Origin of the sequence: Burkholderia sp. BCC1640 (genome assembly GCF_902833125.1) — a bacterium.
GTDB classification, from domain to species: Bacteria; Pseudomonadota; Gammaproteobacteria; order Burkholderiales; family Burkholderiaceae; genus Burkholderia; species Burkholderia diffusa.
Map to the genome: position 1 here is coordinate 78,298 of NZ_CADFEF010000030.1, position 18,763 is coordinate 97,060.

Annotated in this window: 14 protein-coding genes and 2 pseudogenes; 4 read left to right on the forward strand and 12 right to left on the reverse strand. The window is 54.2% G+C overall.

All coding sequences use genetic code 11. The annotated features are described in order from the left end of the window. Positions 1-264: 264 nt before the first annotated feature. Positions 265-1,224 (reverse strand): HPP family protein, encoded by a 960-nt coding sequence (locus tag HWX25_RS26805; protein ID WP_175911441.1) that lies wholly within the window; start codon positions 1,222-1,224, stop codon positions 265-267. A gap of 374 nt (positions 1,225-1,598) precedes the next feature. Between HWX25_RS26805 and HWX25_RS26810 the strand changes: the two are divergent. Then, a pseudogene (locus tag HWX25_RS26810) lies at positions 1,599-1,763 on the forward strand (IS66 family transposase); the annotation flags it as partial. A gap of 298 nt (positions 1,764-2,061) precedes the next feature. Here the strand turns inward: HWX25_RS26810 and HWX25_RS26815 are convergent. The 10 genes from HWX25_RS26815 to HWX25_RS26860 all read right to left on the reverse strand — a co-directional run bounded on the left by HWX25_RS26815 (position 2,062) and on the right by HWX25_RS26860 (position 15,933). Continuing rightward, entirely contained in the window at positions 2,062-2,445 is a 384-nt protein-coding gene (locus HWX25_RS26815; RefSeq protein ID WP_175911442.1) for a hypothetical protein, read from the reverse strand. A gap of 62 nt (positions 2,446-2,507) precedes the next feature. Beyond that, a complete protein-coding gene (locus HWX25_RS26820; RefSeq protein WP_244137836.1) occupies positions 2,508-2,891 on the reverse strand; it encodes a BON domain-containing protein in 384 nt (127 codons plus the stop codon). Positions 2,892-3,039: 148 nt separating this feature from the next. Continuing rightward, positions 3,040-5,187, reverse strand: coding sequence for a glycoside hydrolase family 15 protein (locus HWX25_RS26825; RefSeq protein ID WP_175911443.1), 2,148 nt, complete (start codon positions 5,185-5,187; stop codon positions 3,040-3,042). Positions 5,188-5,354: 167 nt separating this feature from the next. Beyond that, positions 5,355-6,251, reverse strand: coding sequence for a CopD family protein (locus tag HWX25_RS26830; RefSeq protein WP_175911444.1), 897 nt, complete (start codon positions 6,249-6,251; stop codon positions 5,355-5,357). A 5-nt stretch (positions 6,252-6,256) separates the two neighbouring features. Next, positions 6,257-6,835 (reverse strand): copper resistance protein CopC, encoded by a 579-nt coding sequence (locus HWX25_RS33525; protein WP_244138798.1) that lies wholly within the window; start codon positions 6,833-6,835, stop codon positions 6,257-6,259. 40 nt (positions 6,836-6,875) lie between these two features. After that, positions 6,876-9,059 carry a glycoside hydrolase family 70 protein gene (locus HWX25_RS26840; RefSeq protein WP_175911446.1) on the reverse strand — a complete coding sequence of 728 codons (2,184 nt, stop codon included), beginning with the start codon at positions 9,057-9,059 and terminating at the stop codon, positions 6,876-6,878. 411 nt (positions 9,060-9,470) lie between these two features. Next, positions 9,471-11,729, reverse strand: a complete 2,259-nt coding sequence (locus HWX25_RS26845) for a glycoside hydrolase family 3 C-terminal domain-containing protein (RefSeq protein WP_175911447.1) — start codon at positions 11,727-11,729, stop codon at positions 9,471-9,473. Between the two features lie 127 nt (positions 11,730-11,856). Further along, positions 11,857-12,996 carry a porin gene (locus tag HWX25_RS26850; RefSeq protein WP_175911448.1) on the reverse strand — a complete coding sequence of 380 codons (1,140 nt, stop codon included), beginning with the start codon at positions 12,994-12,996 and terminating at the stop codon, positions 11,857-11,859. A gap of 268 nt (positions 12,997-13,264) precedes the next feature. Further along, positions 13,265-14,824: a hypothetical protein gene (locus HWX25_RS26855; protein ID WP_175911449.1), complete on the reverse strand. Its 1,560-nt coding sequence runs from the start codon at positions 14,822-14,824 to the stop codon at positions 13,265-13,267. Positions 14,825-14,883: 59 nt separating this feature from the next. Next, on the reverse strand, positions 14,884-15,933 hold the full coding sequence (locus HWX25_RS26860) for a carbon-nitrogen hydrolase family protein (RefSeq protein ID WP_175865894.1): 1,050 nt from the start codon (positions 15,931-15,933) through the stop codon (positions 14,884-14,886). Positions 15,934-16,088: 155 nt separating this feature from the next. Between HWX25_RS26860 and HWX25_RS26865 the strand changes: the two genes are divergently transcribed. Together HWX25_RS26865 and HWX25_RS33530 are read left to right on the forward strand one after the other, a co-directional pair. Next, positions 16,089-17,048, forward strand: coding sequence for a helix-turn-helix domain-containing protein (locus HWX25_RS26865; RefSeq protein WP_175911450.1), 960 nt, complete (start codon positions 16,089-16,091; stop codon positions 17,046-17,048). Positions 17,049-17,174: 126 nt separating this feature from the next. Then, positions 17,175-17,506, forward strand: a pseudogene (locus HWX25_RS33530) (transposase); the annotation flags it as partial. Positions 17,507-17,596: 90 nt separating this feature from the next. On the opposite strand, the gene HWX25_RS26870 reads toward HWX25_RS33530, so the two are convergent. Continuing rightward, on the reverse strand, positions 17,597-18,016 hold the full coding sequence (locus HWX25_RS26870; RefSeq protein ID WP_043179548.1) for a helix-turn-helix domain-containing protein: 420 nt from the start codon (positions 18,014-18,016) through the stop codon (positions 17,597-17,599). 79 nt (positions 18,017-18,095) lie between these two features. Here HWX25_RS26870 and HWX25_RS26875 point away from each other — a divergent pair, with 79 nt between their 5' ends. Further along, positions 18,096-18,653 carry an NAD(P)H-dependent oxidoreductase gene (locus HWX25_RS26875; protein ID WP_175911451.1) on the forward strand — a complete coding sequence of 186 codons (558 nt, stop codon included), beginning with the start codon at positions 18,096-18,098 and terminating at the stop codon, positions 18,651-18,653. Positions 18,654-18,763 lie beyond the last annotated feature (110 nt).

Genomic DNA, 18,763 nt, shown 5'->3' on the forward strand with positions numbered 1-18,763 from the left:
ATTAAAGCACTGTGCGTCTCGGATGTGCTCTACCACTCCCGAGCATTATCAAACTGTTTTCCAGTACTATGGCCAAATCAGTTCCAACATCGCGACGACCACGCTGCCCTAAGTCGCTGGGTAACGCTTCGCGAATATCGGGCATCCGGCGGCCTTTTCCTCAAAGTTTCTAACGCTCCAGTCGCGCTTAAACGAACCCGTGTATCTCGAGTGACTATGCTCGATGCGGGGAAATAATACGGCTACTTCATCGGGAAACGCCGTTCATTGCGCGACGCTGCGTCCGAGTGTTGACGCCTTCTTGAAGAGTAGGAAACTCATTGTCAATAGCGCACTGCCCATGCCGACAGCAAGCGGGAAACGCCAGTCGACTTGAGGCATGACTTGCGGTAGGAGCCCTACGGCAAGTGCGGGGATTGCATGGAGGCGGGTCATACGTAGCATTACAATGCCGAATAGTGTAGCCAGCAACGTCGAGATGACGCCCGGACCAAAAGTCGCCAGCGCTGCGACGCCGACTACCGCTGCGAGCGTACACACCGCCGGCAACAATGCGGGCCGCTGCGCCCAGGGACAGACGTTCGCATGCGCGAACATTTCGAAGGCGATGACGACGAGCGGCGGGAAGAGCAACATCTTCATTCCGGTCGCTTTTGAAAGAAGGTATGTTGTGCTGAGGAATAGTGCGAAGAACGGTGCCCACACAAATTGGTCGGGTAATGCTTCAAGTTCGTTTTTGAGCTGATCGTCGACGCTCGGCGCCAAATGTGATGCTGCGGTGTCGAAGACGATCCGATAGACTGCAGCCAGCACGGCGAGCATCCCAGTGCCGATCAGGATCGAGATCGGATACCACCAGCTTCTCTCGCCGAGCGACAGCGCGAGAATGCAGGACGAGATTGCAGGTGCAACGGGCGAGCGCATAACCCTCAGGATTGCGATCGCTCCCACGATGCAAATCGCAATCGATGCCGCAGAATACGGCAAATGACGGCTGACAAACACACCCAGCATGGCAGTCACCGCCGGAGTGAGCGTAAGCATCAAGGGGGCGCGGGCCCAAGTGCCATGCGGCCGAACGAATACGTCATAGGACAGCGCGGCAAGCTCGGGAAAAAGGAGAGAAGCCATACCGGCCGCCGAGGCAACTTCGGCGACTCCGCCCATGAAACAGAGCGTGATGAGCACGGCTGAGATTGCGAGGCGTGATTCGGAATTTCTCATAAGCAGGACCTATATGCAGTGGACAGCGGACGCAGCGTCGAAACACACTAAACCTTCCCACCGTGGGAAGGTCAACCGAATTGGTCAAGTTTCGCGGCGGCGCGACCCGCATTGGTCACCTGTGAGCGTGGAGCCCATTCAGTCTTGACGTTGTGAGTTTCCGGTTTCGCCAACGATCGGAAGGCATGCAGTGCATGTGTATCATTGCCAGCGTGCAGTGGAGTTGTCCCATTAACTCAGGACACGCGGACGCCGTTAGATTGATGGCACCGCAGCCCGCCTGAACTCGCGAGGCGAGCGGTATTTCCCATTCACCACCTGAGTACGCGCCGGCGAACAGATAGTTTCGGCGCATATGCCAACGTTGGCATAATCGCAAAAATTGGCTGTTCGCAGGATAGCCGCGTGTGGGTCAGCGCGCGGCCACCATCATGAGTTTGAACAGTTCCACGCAACTGAACGGACTCGATCCAGGGGCCCATCGGAAGGACGTCTTGACAAGCTTGCCGCCACACAAGGTCAGCGACATCGACGCGTAACTGCCACATCGCTGCGCGCCTCTCCCGACCACCGCTTAAACTCGCTCGGCCAGACGAGTTGGCTGCCCGCCTCCGTTCGACATACGCGTGAACACTGCCAACTCGCTTCTTGTCAGTGTCCTCTTGGGAAGCACAGCGTAGTCATGGGTGGCATCGTGTCGTCCTTCAAATATGACGATAGCGTACTCGCAATGACATCGTGCCACCGCCGCGGTCTGTTGGATCCGCCAATTCGACCCGGAGCACACAAATAGCAATGCGAGCGCCGAATATAGAAGTTCGCGTGCCCGATGATCAATTAAGGTCTTGCCGAATGCCAGGCGTTGTTGAGAAGGCCGTCTCCTGTCATATCACCGGGCCTGGCGTCCTTTGCCCAGTAGTACAGCGGACGTCCCATATAAGCCCATTGCTTGCCACCATCGTCGCGGACGATCACACTCCAGGGACCAAATGGCGCATCACTAGTGGACACGATCAGCGGCGGCCAGTTCTTGGAACACAGGCCATTGCACATGCTCTTGCCCGAACCAGCCGAGTCTTTGTCGAAGACGTAGAGCGTCATACGGTTCGGGCCGACCAGAACGCCGTTCATGCTAGTGGCAGGTTCAGAAGTAACTGACGCTGTCGTACAAGCTGCCAGCAGTACGATGGAAAGAAGTACGAGGGAAGCGGTGCGGGTCATGTTGTCTCTCCTTAGGCGGTCGGATGCAGAATAGCTCTGAGGTTGATTCCATTGCTTGCGGATCAATGCACATTTTCGCGCACCATCAGCTTGCTCGTCACCGACTTGACTCCCGGCACCTTTTCCGCCGCCATCATTGCCTGATTCTCCTGCTGTTGATCATCAATGAAACCGGCGAGTGTAACCTGACCCGTCGCAGCAATACCAAACACAACGATTTCAGTACCCGCCAGTCCCTTTGTCTTAAAGATCGCCTGACGCACTTTCTTTGAGAACTGCCGGTTCGCTGCGCGCTCGATCTTCTTCGACGCGTGCGACCATGACGCAGCCGTTGCCGACATGCCGCTGACCTTCGTGGCCGGTTCGGCTGTCTGACTTTGCGCGTGCGCGCCCAGTGAAAATACCGCAGCCACGACGTACATCATCATTCTGTAACTCGTCTTCATGGATTCCCTCTCATTGGCAATGAATGCTCGAATGTTGCTGGATATGTCAGCGCGACGTCCACCGTCCCCTATTAGCTGGATTGCGATTTCAGTTACACTAACTTCTTCTCAGCGGTCGCCGTTCCCGGCGACCATCAATAGAAACTTCTTACTTCCGACAACGATGCGTGTACCTGCATTCAACAATCGTCGGCAACTCAACCGGCTCGCCACGATCAATCGACAAAGCTAGTCTTACATACTGCGCTTCCGACCACGCAAGCGGCGTAGCGGAAGTGCTGCCAGTCCCAGGCACAAATCCAGGCTGGCCAGACGGAGCATTGAAATCCCATACCTGTTCAGGAATCATCAGGCCGTCATTCGCCGCAGCCCCCATCGCAGCAAGTTGCAAGCGCGCACCATTGGCGTCATTTGCGAGGAGATCATATTCGCCACGCTCACCGGCGAATATGGGCCAGATCCGACCGATTGTCATCTGACTCCCCGCAGCAAAGGCCATACCGTTAAATTCGCTTCCATCCCGTTGTTCTCCATAACCATCAAAGTTATAGCGATGCCAGAACTTGCCGTTCGGCGTCTCCACACCGAGCTGGCCATCAACGACCGTCAGCGTATTCCTGATAATCGGATCGTCTGCGCGCTTCACACCAAGCCGTACCAGCTCGAGAAAGCTCGGATCGACAACTGCCCGTTGGTCGACATTACTAGGCCCACTGTTTCTGACGTCATATGCCGTGCTGGCGTCAGGCTTTCCGTCCTTGGTCAAGCGCAAGTAGTACGGTCGAACGGAATACGGGCCGGAATGTGTGACCGTCCACGACTCAACACTCCGCTGCCATGTGTCGGCCAGCGTCGCATAGGTGTTCGTCGATGCTGCGTCGCCATTTTTTCGCGCGATATCGGAAGCACAAGTAAGCGCCGCGATCTCGGCTGCGATCGTTGCCGGCGAATACCCGCTCTGCTCCTCCCAGCGTTCCTGTTGGGTGGTAGGCCCATATGCGACAATGAAGTCGGCAGCCTTCTTTACGTGATTGAGATATGTCGCGTTGTCGAATCGGCCAAGTTGCCAAGCAAGGATGATCGGGAACGCGACCTGGTCAACTTGCAGGCCGGTCCAGCGCGGCGTTCCATCAACCTGAGAATTTTGTGGAAATGAACCGTCTGCCTTTTGTTGCGAATTGAACAGCCACGTCATCGCACGCTCGGCTGCCCCCCGGTCGCCAGCAGCGAGCAACGAAGTAGCCATCTGGTAGAGATCGCGAGCCCAGACTAGGTGATATGCGCCCGACGGATCTCGATGACCGAATACCCACGGCATAGAGGGCGAAGCGACGAAGGCGCCTCTGTAGGTCTTATCCTCGTGTGCAGCCAAGGCCATCAACGCTGAATTGTATACCTCGGGTTTATCTCGTACGCTTTCGGGAGTCGGTCTGAGCGATCGGAGGTAAGCGTCCCAGCCCTCAGCATAGGCCGCCGCGATCGGCGTAAAACCAACTGTGAGCGACTTCTGCGCATTCATTTCAGCCTGTGACGAAGTTTCGCCGAAACCGATCGCCAGTGTGATGTGCCTGTGCTTCACACCGTCGAGTACGGTCTGTCCGGTTTGTACGACGTTGCCCTGCGCGGCCGATGCGTAGGTCCAATCCATACGTAGATGGCCGCTCACATCCTGCCAGCCGTCACTCGTTCCTAGGTAACCATTCGAAGTACGCGTGAATCGCGGGCTCGCCGAGAAAGCGGTCGCAACATTGCCGTTGTTTGCCACGAGCACGCCATCGAACGTTCCGCCGGCTGTGTTGGCCAGACTGTTACCCGGCCCCGGATTGAGCAACGCATACACTTGATAGGGGCGGCCGTCTAGTGACTCAAAATCTACGTCTACAAGCAATGTCGATCGGGACGGGTCCGTGGTGAACGTTTTCGTGAGGCGATACCGTCCGCTACTTGACAGCCCGATCTGGCGATAAGTGAGGCTATGCTGATTGACCAGTTCCGTCCGGTGCTGCGCACCAGTACTTTCGCGCTCCGCGAAGGTCCGACCGTCCGACACGACGAACTGCAGGTCGCGAATGCTGGGAGTATCGAGGCGGGGGTAGTAGACTTCGTTGAGGCCGTCGCTTCCGATAGTGAACCAGACCTTGCTCTCAGTCGTGGTTGAGGTACCAAACCCGTGCTTGTTGGCGGGAGTCCATGCACCGACTACACCCGGTGCGCCAGGCGCAGCACTTTGAGCATGAGCTGCGTTCAATCCGAACAGCGCCCCGATTAAAGCGGCCGTAAAAATATGAACTCGCATAACCACTCCATGTTTCCAAGTTAAATGATTCGTGCAATACAATTCCCACAAAATCACCAAACAAACATTAGTAGTCCAAATTAAATACGTGCAACCAAATTTTGTTTCCCATAAATAAATGACTGATTGACCACCTCAAAAGATATTCAACACGCTGTCCCCTATGGTCAGCCATCTGGCGGCGACGTGTTTCCTAGAATAGCCGCCGCGCACAGCACCGCGATCATGACAACAGCTTCCACAGTTAAGATCCTGTTGAAGTTCCTCTGAGCGCATCGGAACGATTCACTACCACTGGCAGCAGCCTTCAGGCGTGGTAGATATTTCGTTCTATTGAGGAATCCCAGTAACACTGAAAACGCGACCAAAGCGAGCTTGAATATCAGTACGCGACCATACCAAGAATCTCGCGATGGCAAACAGGACAAGCTTGAATTGCTTGCAGTGCAGTACGCCCCCGTCAGAACGACCACACCTAGCGCAATTGTCGCCAACTGTGACAGCCGCACGCAGAACATGCGACGGACGGCCACTGCTGACAATGAATTTCCCACTCCGTGCACAATGCGGGTCGCGAACGTCACACTGCCAGCCCACAACGCTGTTGCGAAAAGATGCGTCGCGTAAACCGCCTCACCTCGCGTGAAGTCACCAGCGTCAGCCGCATGGCTTGCGGCTGACTTGCCGGACGAGTAGATAATTGCCCCAGCAAGCGCGCCTAGCCACGCCAATCCCGTTGTTCGTGTGCCAGCGAGGATTGCAAGGATTACGCCGGAAAAGCATACGGCCCACGCGATACCATAATGAGATTGCGCCATCACAATAGCTATTTCCGGGCCCGCCTCACTAATTGGTTTGCCGCGCATCGCCGCGGACTGAAACCACAAGTTCAGAACGAGCGCCACTGCAAGGCTGCATAACGCCCCCATGCGCCATCGAGCCGGCTCCGTCTGCAACAACCGTCCCCATTGCCCAAGTAGCGCTTCGCAAGCAAGTGCTCCCAAAACAACCGCGAACAGCAGGTCTTGCACTACTGCGAAACCAATCTGTACGATGAGGTGCATAGCATTTACTTGACAGTGAACGTATATTGGCCTTGCCTATGGTGCCCATCAGCGGCTACTGCCACCCACATCACTGTGTACCTGCCCATTGCCAGAGGCTTCAGTTGTGCGGAGATGCGCTTCGGATTCGCAGAATCAACAACCGCTTGTCCGCTATTCATAGAAACCCCGTGGGCGTCCATCACCGTGACTGAACTAAAGGCCGGCTCAAGGCGCTCATCAAAATCAATAGTCACATCCTTGGTTCCCACGCTCACTGCTGCAGATCCAGACGGAAACTGATGGACTGGGTGGATGTGCGCGTGGGCCAGGTGCGCACAAACAAGTGCGACTACCCCAACGAGGATGCGAACGACTAGAACGTTCATAATGGAATTCTTCACGATCATAAATGGTCTACGGTAAGTTCGGAATTCAGCAAGCTGTCTCGGACCGCAACGCAATCGCGCCGGCGGCCAGTCTATGGTTGCATTTGTCAACTGGATTTCGTACTCGGGGAATAGAGACTTATCCAGTTTCGTTGGCGTGACATCGTTGAGAAATAGGTGCGCGTTCTGATCAATCGAGCCAATCAGCACCCTCATCAGGCCTTGCCGCTGACAACATACGCAGCATGTAACTCGTTTAGCCTGAATACCCCGTGATCGCGCCTTCATCCTCCGACGTGGGCACCCAAACACCCAAATAGCCGTGGATTTGCGGCGTCGACGATCCAACGACGTGTACGGTCAGCACCCCACGTGAATCGGACTGAATGCGTTCGGGCCACTGGCCGAACAAGTTCGAGAAGATCTGGTTCGCGTGCAGCATGCCCATGTTGATCTGGATCGTCGTACTTGTGGCCGGATTGTCGCCTACCACTGTTGCAACGCCCGTATGTCGGTCAGTACCGATACGTACGCTCGCCACTAGATCCTGCCCCGCCACGTTGGGAGATGTGTTGGTCTGGTAGTAGGTAACAATCTGCGCACCCGATACGTACTTTTGCCGAATCATTAGCAAGCGAACGATTGCATCGTAGTATGGCGTCTTCACCGACGTGTACCCCTTGTCGCTCTCATACATGTCGCCATAGAAAACCGTCGGTACAGTATCTTTGTTGGTCAGCATCACAGCGTATGCAGCAGGAACGTTATAAGGTGCGTACTGCTTAGCGCTCAGCCTGCGATCGTTGTCGTAGATCCTCATCTGCGCAACTTGTTGTGCTGCGTCGACCGTTAAACCATTAATCTCAGTCGGTGGTACAGGAATACTTGAGATAACGGTATGTTCCAGATCGTGATTCGTGACGAACGACCAGTTGGGAATCGCTTCACCGACACCCAAGCGCGCCTGACCGACAATCGACTTTGTGAACACGTCGCTAAGCGGCTCACTTGGATTTGCTTGCCCCAACGTGTTGTACATCGCATCGTACAGCGTTGTATCGTATGCTAGTTGCCCATTTCGATTGCTGTTCTCCAAGGCAATCTGAGGATTCCCGAAACGGAGGTTCTGGTACGACTCGATTACGCTGAGATGTTTGTCCATCTCCTGGCTGTACCGCGCCGACATCATCTCCGCCGACTGTCTCATGATTTCGGTACTGTAGTGATCCGCAGCATCGAACCGGAATCCGTCGAAGTGGTACTTGTCGAGCAAGAAGCGTTGCCAGTTAAGCGTTTCCGCCTGTACGACGCTGTTGCTGTTGTCGATATCCGTACCGAGGAGAAACTCGAAGCGCATCACGTTCTTGCCAACATCTCCATTGTCGGACTTGTTGAAGCGAAACGCCCAGATACCTCCCTCCGAAGTCGCCGAGTATCCTGGCTGCAACGCAAGGTAAGCCTTTGTCGCAGCGGATACTGCACCGGTGTCGCCATTGACGATACTCTGGCGCACCGCATCATCGGTGCCTCCAGGAAAGCCATGCGTTCGCATGTACTCGAGATAGCGTTGGGTCGTCGAATTCCGGTGGGGATCGACGTAGTATAGTAGATACGATCGATAAGCCGGAATCGCCGTGGTCGTACCTTTCACTGCATAGCCGCCGTCTACAGATAGATACGAGTCGATCGTATTGAGTTCGCCGAGCTTCGCAGCGTCAGTGCTGGCCAGCCAGGTTGGCAGATGATTGCGTGCGTCGCCCGGGCCGTAGTACCGATAGGGCGCTCCGGCACCGTCGATCATGATTCGATCGAGGCCAATCCCCTGCGGCGAGGTACCGTTTTCATACATCGCGCTCCACTGCTTGATTAACCCATACTTCCTCTGCCCAAGGCCGCCCCCTTTTGTATATCCGGGATAGAAAATGTTAGCTACCGTAGGACTGCTCGGAATCCCGAATCGGTCCACGGCACTGGCACTAACCACCTCGCGTTCCGACAGGAATATCTGGTTCGGAACGATGTCCACGATCGCATTAATATGTTGCCGATGCATGCTCTCGATGGCCTCATGCAATTCAGAGCTCGTACCATACTTCGTCGCGATTGCATTGTTACGCCCCTGTGGAAACTCTCCAAGATCATAGCGGTCAATCACAGCGTATCCTTCGCCGAATCGTCCGTCGTCGAGTGCGTGGTATGGTGGAGCAAACCATACATCGGTAATACCAAGCCTGCGGAGCTCCGGCGCTTGATGTGCGAGCGTTCGATACGCCGTCCCATCGTACGGCTGATAGAACGCGAAATCTTGGTAGATGACGTGCCTGTCAAGGGCCGGGCTCGACACGAAGATCGGACCATTGCTCGCGCCAAGAGCAAGGGCGGTGAACGATACCAACAATCCAGCAACCAACGGCGCCGTCATATTTGTAGTATGACTCATCTTCAACTCCGAAAACTAGAACATCGTCTTGTGACGATCGTTAACTCGAACCAACATAGAGGAACGGCATTCCGTCGAGACCGCCGAGACTTTTGTTGTGTACCTCACGCAGCAGGCTTTTTACCTACCCGCTCAAACGGTCGGCAACGTGCCTCCCAGAATGGTCACGACGCAAATCACTGCCATTTCAGTCAATTAATCTCCCACTCCGCTCAACACTCGGGCAGTAATCTGTATGTTAGACGCTTCTAACAACGTCGCCGAATAATCAGAGTGGTGAACTTGCACTATATTTAATATATACAATAGAGGAAAGTTCACCGCTCACTCAATAAAATTTCTACAAGTCACCATTCACGTGAAATCGACGGATGTCAATTTCTGGCAACTCCGTTTGAGGCATGCTCCTTTTCAGGGCTGCCCCACGCTTAATTCAACATCTTTTGTCAACGCAGACGCATCTCGAGACCCCCCTCCCACATTGAGCTTGTAGATGCCTGGGTTGACCTGCCATGCGTGATCGTCGACATTCCACGTGGCAAAACGTGCGACTGGAATCGCCAAGGTAATTTCCTTCGTCTGCCCCGGCGCTAGGAATACTTTCGCCCATCCAACCAGTCGCTGCGGTGGTTCCCCCAGCCCCGAAGGCAACTGCGCGTAGACCTGCGCCACTTCCGCACCCGCACGTGCACCTGTGTTCTTCAATGTGAATTTCACAGTGACATTATTCGATAAATCGGCTCGAATTTTGAGTTTTGAATAAGAAAAATTCGTGTATGAAAGTCCGAATCCGAACGGGAAAAGTGGCTTGATATCATTGGCGTCATACCATCGGTATCCCATCAACAGGTCTTCGCGATATTTTACGTCCAACTCGGTACGACTAACCGCCTTTTGGGGGAGATCCGAGTCTTGCTGCGGGAACGTTATCGGCAATTTTCCCGACGGGTTTACATCGCCAAATATCACATCTGCGATCGCTTGCCCGCCCTGTACGCCAGGGAACCAGGCTTCCAAGACACCATGTACGTTGGGGAGCCATGGCATCAACACCGGACTTCCGTTTTGCAGAACCACAATCACTCGTTTGGCCTTCGCAGCGACAGCGGTGATAAGAGCGTTCTGATCATACTCAGCGCTGATCGGAGTCGACTTGCTGTCGGGCAATGCAAGACTTCTGAGATCCCGCGCCTCAGCTTCCCACTGTGTTGCAAATACGATCGCCACATCAGCACGCGCAGCCGCGTTGGCGGCAGACATCGCATCAATTCCGTCGTAGTAGGTAACTTTCGCGTTTGGTACCTTCGCCTTGATTGCGTCAAGGGGCGGCGACTTATACCAGATCGCACATCCCCCCATAGGCGTGTTTACGTAATACTGGCAATTCGCGACCGCGTTGCCATTCGACGCTGGAACATTGGCAGAACCGCCGCCGGAGAGAACACCCGAATCAGCACGTCCGCCAATGACAACGATAGATGATAGTTCGCGAGAATTCAGTGGAAGTACCGGCTGCCGAGCACTGGAAGGTACCGCATTTTTCAACAGCACAAGTGATTGCCGTGCAAACGATAGCGCGTCGGCGTTTCCGGCAGCGGTGTCTACTTTGCCGTTCGGCTTCGGGGGATCGTCCATCACGCCAGTACCGATTAGCACAGCCAACTTTCGTCGAACCATGTCGTCTAGACGGGATGTCGGTACCGTTCCGGAAGAAACCGCCTCCTTCAGTTTTGAACTGAAACGCGATACGAAGATAGGAACCTTCTTCTCTACGTCTACACCCACCTCCCCAGGCTGCTCCTCGTCAAGTCCGGCATTGGCAGCAGCAACGGTGCTATGTGTCGCCCCCCAATCTGATTGAACGACGCCTTTGAAACCCCACTCGTTCTTTAGAACCGTATTGAGCAAGTACGGATTCTCGCAAGCATAAATTCCATTTACGAGATTGTATGAACACATTACGTTTCCTGGGTGTCCCTCCTTCACCGCAATTTCGAACGCAAGCAATTCTGTCTCGCGCATCGTACGTTCGTCACCAATGGAGTTGCTCTTCATCCGGTTCGTTTCCTGGCCGTTCAACGCGAAATGCTTGATCGTTGCGATAACCTTCTGAGACTGAACCCCTCTCGTCATCGCCGCGCCCATCGTTCCCGCGAGGACGGGATCTTCCCCCATGTATTCGAACGTTCTGCCGCTACGCGGTTCGCGTGCAAGATTGATACCGCCATTGAGCGCTTCTGCATACCCGAGTGCCCGAAGTTCCTTCGCGACCCTGGCACCGTAGGCTGCCGCAACTGCTTCGTCCCACGTCGCAGCTAATGCTATGGGTGCTGGCAGCGCAGTTGCCCCTGATCCTTTCACACTAACGCCAGCGGCCGCGTCAGCACTTGCGATCGACGGAATGCCAAGCCGCGGGATACCGGGAATATAACCGGCACCTTTCGCCCATACCGGGAATGGTCCGCCCATACCCAGATTCGGTATCCCAATACCATGAACAAGTTGAATCTTTTCGTCGAGTGTCATTTTTGAGACAAGAGCCGACGCTCTTGCATCACCCGCGGCACCGAACGGAGACGAGTCGACCCGGCTTCCTAAGGCACTTGACGCAAGGAATGCCGTGAGCGGACAAATCCCTGCGAGCGCCAGATATCGAACTGCTTTTTTCAAGTTACTTCCCCATAGCCAAACACACCCAGACTGTCGAAAACGTCGGTCAACTTCAATTCTGATTTCTATCCAATCCGAAGCCAGCGTTGACCCAATTCGACATCCTTGTTCAGTCACCGAACTTTGATCAGAATCGATGCTGAATACCCAGCGCCACGACTAGTTGCCGACGAGTGCTAGATTGCCCAGTGTTGAGAATCTGGGCCTTCGCGTTCCTACCTTGTTGACCGATCGCAATGAGATAAATCAACGTACGCTTAGACAGCAGATACTGTGCTCCGACATTTAACTGATCCCAGCCAGGATCGGGAGTCGCTGAAGTCACACCTGAATATGCGCCATTCGTACGGATATATGCCACCTGCGCGATCCAAGCCGGCGTTACTTGCCATGCGACATTAGCCTCATAGTTGTCGAGCGAAAGCCCGGTCCCGTCGAGATAGCGATACTGAACTTTCGAATACAGACCATTGAGCGTGACTGGTCCGATCTGATATGAAGCGCCGGCGAGCCAAATCCGCTCACGCTCAACATTCGCGCCGCTAGTTACGCTTTTTGTGAACATACTCACATAATCGTCGGCTGTCCCACCTCCGGAAGTTCCCACAGCACCTCCTGGCTGGGAGTCCGGATGATTGAGTTGAATGAAGCCTAATGCTGAGGAAAAGGGCCCATGGCTGTACGTAGCGCCAAATGCAATTGCCCGATTGTTCGCGAATCCCGACGAAGGTCCGGATCCCCCCCCCTGATTACTGAATCCGTACGTAGTGCCGAGAGTCAATCCGTACCACGTCGGACTCACATATTTGGCAGCATTGCTCGTTTTGAACGACCCATTTGTATTATCTGAGTCGCCGATATGGGCCCACGTCCCATTAGTCGCGAATCCAGAAACGAAGTCGATTGTGGTGTCATACTGTCGCCCTAGCGTCAAAGTACCGAATCGATCGTTACTCAGACCAACGTAGGCAACATTAAACCCACGTCCCGGATCGCGACCGTTCTGAACGCTGAACGGATGTATCAGACGAAATACCGTCCGATTCCCGCCCCCTATATCTTCAACACCTGACAAGATCCAGCGGCTTGGTGTAAGCGCCCCATTCATCGTTGACCAACTCGCATGGCCACCATTGTTATTCGTATAAAGAAATCCAGTGTCAATAGTACCGGACAGCGTAACACTCCCCTGAGCGCTCGCACCAATCGGGATTGCTCCGGCGACACAAGCCAGCATCACGCCAGATGCGAAGTTTCGTGACTTCATTTTACCTCCAACCCTGTTCACAGTGTAATAATCGGCGCCGAGTGATGCGCCACATAAATTTTTTGTTATTTAAATAAATCTCTAAAATAAATTGCAAAGCAAAATCTACCGCGAACCCTCGCGTTACCCAGAGAAATCCAAATCAATAAATATTCATATAGTAGTTTTATTTTTTATCTGACCACAGGTATTTCATTTGCGTGACCGATGAACTGGTCACGCACAGCCGTCCCACTCTTCACATGAGATCAACGCTTGATATTTATAGTTACCTGATCGAATCCTCCAACTGTTTTGAGTATGTCGTTGCTGCCTTCGTATCGCCAGCCTTCTCAGCACTCTGTATCGCTCCGACAAGAGAGCGGTGACGATTCGGATCGACTTCAAGAACTCTCTTGAAGTTCATTAACGCTTCATCAGCATGCCCGGTTTGAAGCAGCATCGTTGCGAGCATCTCGCGAGCTGTCACAATCGGGCCAGCAGTGACGGCACTTTTCTCTGTTGCATCTTCCCGCTCGGCCGCGTCTCTCAACACCATGATTCCATCATCGTGTTTTCCATCAGCAAAGACCGCGAGACCACGTACAATTTGTGCCTCAATATCAATCTGTTCCGCCCAGTAACTCATCTTCATCGCCAATGCCACATCACGAAGCGAGATAAGTCGCGCTGATTCAAAATGCGCCTTTTCCGGATCCCCGCTCATCGCCGCGCCAACTCCTCGGGCAAAGGCGTTAACCGCTTCTGATTGCGGGTATTTCTTCCAGGGATAGGAATCAGCCGGCGGAGAAAGCTCCAGGTTTGCAGCATCCTTCCACGAATCAGTCTCGATCGCGATGCGGGCAGGCATTGCAGCGTATGGGTAGGACGCCCCCAGGTCGTCGAGCACCTTTCTAGCTCGCGCCTGATCCATTATCTGACGAGCAGCATTGACATCACCTAACTGAAGATATGCATAAACCATAAAATCTGAGAAGTGGAATGCCTGAAGCGTCCCCTCTCTCGCGGCCGCGTAGGCTGCGCGATTCGACGCGATCGATTCCTTCCAAAGACCAAGTCTCGAGAAAATGTGCGATGGCATATGAAGTGCATGTGGTGCACTCGGTGCGATTTTTGCGTAAAGTCTGGCAACATCCAATCCACGCTTTGCAAGAAATGGATAGTCATAGCTATGAATTAGAAAATGGGCGGTTCCTGGGTGATTCGGTTGTTTTTGAAATATTGGCTCGAGAATCGATACCGCCTTTAGTTGCCTAACATATTTTTTATCCGCCGGATCTGAATTCGCAGACAAAATAAGTGCATACAAAACAGAAGCTTCCGAATCATTCGGATATTTCTCTGCCAACCTTCCAAACGCAGACTCTAACGCCACCGCCCTCGTTCGGTGATCAATTTTATCTGCATCTTTGAAATATACCGAAAGCGCATCAACATAGTCACGCTCACGCTGAGAGCCAAGCCCCGTCTTTCGCGCGGCATCAAGAGCTGCAGATCCGTCGCCAACAGCAGATGCCGGAAGACTACTCGGCCAAGCAAAAGGATTGTTAAGCGACGACAATGCTTTCAACCAATATGCCATTCCACATTTTTGGTCATCCTGCAGAACGCGGTTCGTCGCCGAGTTGATCTTACTCCAATCGAACGAGTAGTAATAAGCCATCGCAACATTGAAGTCACTCTGTGCTTCAGAGTTGCACGCTACAGCGAAATTTACCTTCCCGAGATTTTCTCCACCACTGTGCTCATGCTGAGCATGCGCGGACGGTGCTGTTCCGAATATCAGCATTGCGAGCGCGATAAACAGATATTTTCGATTAACTTTCATTGAGGCCTTCACCGATCCATATTTATGACAACTTTCGCAACCACGTGTACTGCAGATGTTCAGTCCGCTGCACGAGTAGGCGTAACAACTTCAGAAGTATGTTCCGGCTGATCGCCACACTCACGAACCGAGGCTTCCGGAAACACGCGCTGCGTATACACGACGCGACGTCCTGGCGTACGGTCCAGAAGCAACCGCGTTACGTCCGGACGCGCATAGTGGCCGGCCGGATCTGCGGCCGCCTTTGCCAAAGAAATCACGCCAAGGTCGATCTCGGCATAAACAATGCCCTCTTCCTTTTCAGGCAGTCGGTCATGCAGCAGTGTGCCGTCCGGACCGAAGATTGACGCAGATCCTCCACCTTGTTCAAGCAAGCTACGCTTGACCGGATCTTCACCGCACAGCATGTCGATCATTTCTTCGCTTACAAGCGAAGTCGGGGCAATAACAAAGCATTGACCTTCAACCGCATAGACTTGTGACGCCGCCATGTTCACATCGGCCTGCAGCGCATTGGCTATTCCTCGATATGCCGAGAAACTCGGCCATGCGGCGATGTGCAATTGCTCGTCTTGCGCATACATCGCATATTTCGACAACGGCTGGAGATGCTCCCAGCAGCACAAGGCCCCGACGCGGCCCAAAGATGTTTGCCAGACAGCCAAGTCCGTGCCATCCCCCTCACCAAATACTGTGCGCTCAACGTGTGTCGGCTTGAGTTTCCGGCGTTGCGCAACGGTCTGTCCCTCAGCGTCGATAATCCACTGACCTAGATAGAGGCTGCCGCCCTGCTTCTCGCTGTGCCCCATTACGACGGTGATTGAGTGCTTTTTTGCGGCCTGCACAATCCGGTCCGCTTGCGGCGAGCCGTAGACCAGAGAATTGTCGTGGTAACGCTGAACGAACTGCATACCCCACGCCGGGGAATCCAGCCAGATGAACCACGGGTATCCGGGCAGCCAAGCTTCTCCGAAGGCAACCAGCTTTGCACCATTGGAAGCAGCCTCGGCAATCAGCATGATCGCCTTCTCGATGGACCCTTCGAGATCAAGAAACACGGGCGCCGCCTGGATGGCTGCAACACGAAATTTTGGATGCGTGACGTTCATTTGAAACCTCAGTAGCATGTTGTGAGGTCTCATAGTAAGAAGACGATTTTGTTACGGCTTGACCCTGCGTCTCGCCTCTCTTGACTGAATCGGTCACCCTCGACGGAAGACCATCCAGGTTTGCTTGGCGTACTCAATTTGTGATAGGTACAGATATGTTTAGCGTACATTCCACGACACAGGTCGATCCCAGCCGTCGCCTAGCGTATTGGTCTGACATTGTCTGCGACGCTTACGTGCAACTTGAGTGCGAGATAGCGGATAGGCAAAGCACTATTGAGGGCAGCATTGCCGTTGCTCAGTTGTCCACCCTTTGTCTGACGAAAGTGACGTCGAGTGCGCAGAGGGTCCATCGAACACCTTCCAAGATTGCACAATCAGGTGAGGACTATTTCCTGATAAGCATTCAGACGCGAGGGAATGGAGTTGTAGTGCAGGATGGACGCGAGGCGTCTCTCATGCCGGGTGATTTCACAATGTATGACAGCACTCGCCCGTATACGTTGGCTTTCGATGGCGACTTCCAACAGTACGTGCTTATGCTCCCGGGGCGCTTGCTGCGGACAGAATTTCCGTGTGCGGAACAATTAACTGCCAACACCGTGAGCGGCGATCGCGGTGCTGGGCACCTGATGCTAAATATGATTCATACGTTAGCCGGCAGCATCGATACGCTCGCTCCCGAATCTGCGGGTGCGATCGCCGACAGCGTCAGACAAATTCTTATCGCAGGACTGTCGACCCTTCCTGCGGCCAAACAGGCACCCATGTCGCAGCTCCGTCTATTTAACCTGGAGCGCATCAGGTCCTGCGTACGCGACAGGCTTCGGGAGCCTGGCCTCACAATTTCGTCAATCGCAGCTGAACTGAAAGTGTCGCCTAGTACTCTGCATCGTACGTGGGGCACCGAGACATGCTCATTGGGAGACTGGATCTGGACACAACGTCTTGACGCCGCCTATCGGGATATCCGCGACCCGGGCCTTGTCGGGCGCAGCATCAGCGAGATTGCTTTTTCGTGGGGCTTCAACGATGCCGCGCATTTCAGTAGAGCTTTCCGAGCAAGATTTGGATGCACTCCTCGAGAGTTGCGACCACGTTCCATGACGGGCTAAAGCGCATTCTCCACACGGGTACATGCGAAGTCGCTCGAATTATCGACAGTGTTTGAATCTGCCCTCAATTCTCGAGAATTGCTCACGCTGCAAAAAGGCGCTGGCCGGCTCCATCCGTAAGCGTGCCATGTGCGCTCGAAACTGGCGTGTATGCGTTGCGACAACATCGCGCGAGCTGCTGCTCCGATCCGCCCGGTTGAGTATGGACTGGCTGGTCCGGGCTTACTGGCGCTGATTTCGAAGTTTGTGGATCACCAGCCGCTTTATCGCCAGTCGGTGATCAATGCTCCCGATAGTGTTGTTCTCGATCGCTCGCTACGGGGACAATCGGTGGGCCATGGCGCAGACCTACGACGGCCGCTGGTCGACGCCCGGGCCGGCACGTCATTGCGGCCACGAAGCCGCATGCCGTCGATACAACAGTACCAGTGCTCACTCCGGGTAACGGCAGGACCAAGATTGAATGGCAGCGGCGCTATGTGCGCGACGGCCGGAACCCAAGAGCTTACATGTCATAGAAGCAACCACTCACCTTGTAATAGTCAAGGTTACTTTCGTACATACAGCACGCCATGTGTCACATCCCGTCCCGTCGACTTTTGCTCAAAAGTATGGCGTGCCATAGCCATCTCATCTTGGTGCTCCAACGCCCACTGGTATAGCGCCCGCAACGGCCCCATCAAGCTGCGGCCGAGATCCGTCAGATCATAATCGACACGCGGCGGAATGGTTGGGTACATAGTCCGGCTAACTAACCCATCTCGCTCCAGACCCTTGAGGGTCAGCGTCAGCATGCGTTGCGAAATACCGCCCACCTGCCGCTGCAACTCGTTGTATCGCAGCGGACCTTCGCACAACGTGCCTACTACCATAACTGTCCATTTGTCGCCAATGCGGGCAAGGACATCAACGACTGAGGCACATCCCGCGTGTTCGTGGCCACGAACATCCGTGTTCGTATCGCTCATAAAAGTACCTCCTTGCGCAATTCCTACTGGACTCTAACATGTCGGGACGATCAATCTTTCTTTACATACAGGATTCACTATGAACCTTCTGCATGTCGATTCCAGCATCACCGGTCAGAATTCGGTCACTCGCAAATTGACCGCTGCCATTACCCACCGCCTGCGAGAAGCAAATCCGAGCGCAGTCGTGACGTATCGCGATTTGGCTGCGGAGCCAGTTAGACACCTGTCCAGTGCCCCTGCCGGCGACAGCGAAATGCTTGATGAATTCCTATCCGCCGAGGTCGTCGTAATTGGGGCTCCGATGCACAACCTCGGGGTACCCAGTCAATTGAAAGCTTGGCTGGACTGGCTAACCGTTGCCGGCAAGACCTTCCGCTACAGTGAGGCCGGTCCGCTGGGCCTGTGCGGCGGGAAACGCATCATTGTCGCCTCTTCACGTGGGGGCGTTTATAGTGCGCCTTCTCCAATGGCATCGATGGACCATCAGGAGAGTCACCTGCAAAGCTTCTTCAGTTTCCTTGGGATCACGCATTTGGAGATCATCCGCGCAGAAGGTACCGCAATTGGTGAAGCGGATCGCCAACTTGCACTGGAGAATGCGCTCGCGGCCGTATCAGCCCTAGGGAAACACTGATTTATCCGGCTCTGTGGTCATCGCTGACGCAGCCGAGGACGTTGTAGAAGATAGTTCACGGAACGGGTCCACGACGATGAAACGGCAAATGAGCTTTGCGGAAGCGGAAA

Excerpts from the sequence above, each read along its gene's own strand:
- HWX25_RS26805 (WP_175911441.1), bottom strand. The coding sequence starts at position 1,224 with ATGAGAAATTCCGAATCACGCCTCGCAATCTCAGCCGTGCTCATCACG.
- HWX25_RS26815 (WP_175911442.1), bottom strand. The coding sequence starts at position 2,445 with ATGACCCGCACCGCTTCCCTCGTACTTCTTTCCATCGTACTGCTGGCA.
- HWX25_RS26820 (WP_244137836.1), bottom strand. The coding sequence starts at position 2,891 with ATGAAGACGAGTTACAGAATGATGATGTACGTCGTGGCTGCGGTATTT.
- HWX25_RS26825 (WP_175911443.1), bottom strand. The coding sequence starts at position 5,187 with ATGCGAGTTCATATTTTTACGGCCGCTTTAATCGGGGCGCTGTTCGGA.
- HWX25_RS26830 (WP_175911444.1), bottom strand. The coding sequence starts at position 6,251 with ATGCACCTCATCGTACAGATTGGTTTCGCAGTAGTGCAAGACCTGCTG.
- HWX25_RS33525 (WP_244138798.1), bottom strand. The coding sequence starts at position 6,835 with ATGAGGGTGCTGATTGGCTCGATTGATCAGAACGCGCACCTATTTCTC.
- HWX25_RS26840 (WP_175911446.1), bottom strand. The coding sequence starts at position 9,059 with ATGAGTCATACTACAAATATGACGGCGCCGTTGGTTGCTGGATTGTTG.
- HWX25_RS26850 (WP_175911448.1), bottom strand. The coding sequence starts at position 12,996 with ATGAAGTCACGAAACTTCGCATCTGGCGTGATGCTGGCTTGTGTCGCC.
- HWX25_RS26855 (WP_175911449.1), bottom strand. The coding sequence starts at position 14,824 with ATGAAAGTTAATCGAAAATATCTGTTTATCGCGCTCGCAATGCTGATA.
- HWX25_RS26860 (WP_175865894.1), bottom strand. The coding sequence starts at position 15,933 with ATGAACGTCACGCATCCAAAATTTCGTGTTGCAGCCATCCAGGCGGCG.
- HWX25_RS26865 (WP_175911450.1), top strand. The coding sequence starts at position 16,089 with ATGTTTAGCGTACATTCCACGACACAGGTCGATCCCAGCCGTCGCCTA.
- HWX25_RS26870 (WP_043179548.1), bottom strand. The coding sequence starts at position 18,016 with ATGAGCGATACGAACACGGATGTTCGTGGCCACGAACACGCGGGATGT.
- HWX25_RS26875 (WP_175911451.1), top strand. The coding sequence starts at position 18,096 with ATGAACCTTCTGCATGTCGATTCCAGCATCACCGGTCAGAATTCGGTC.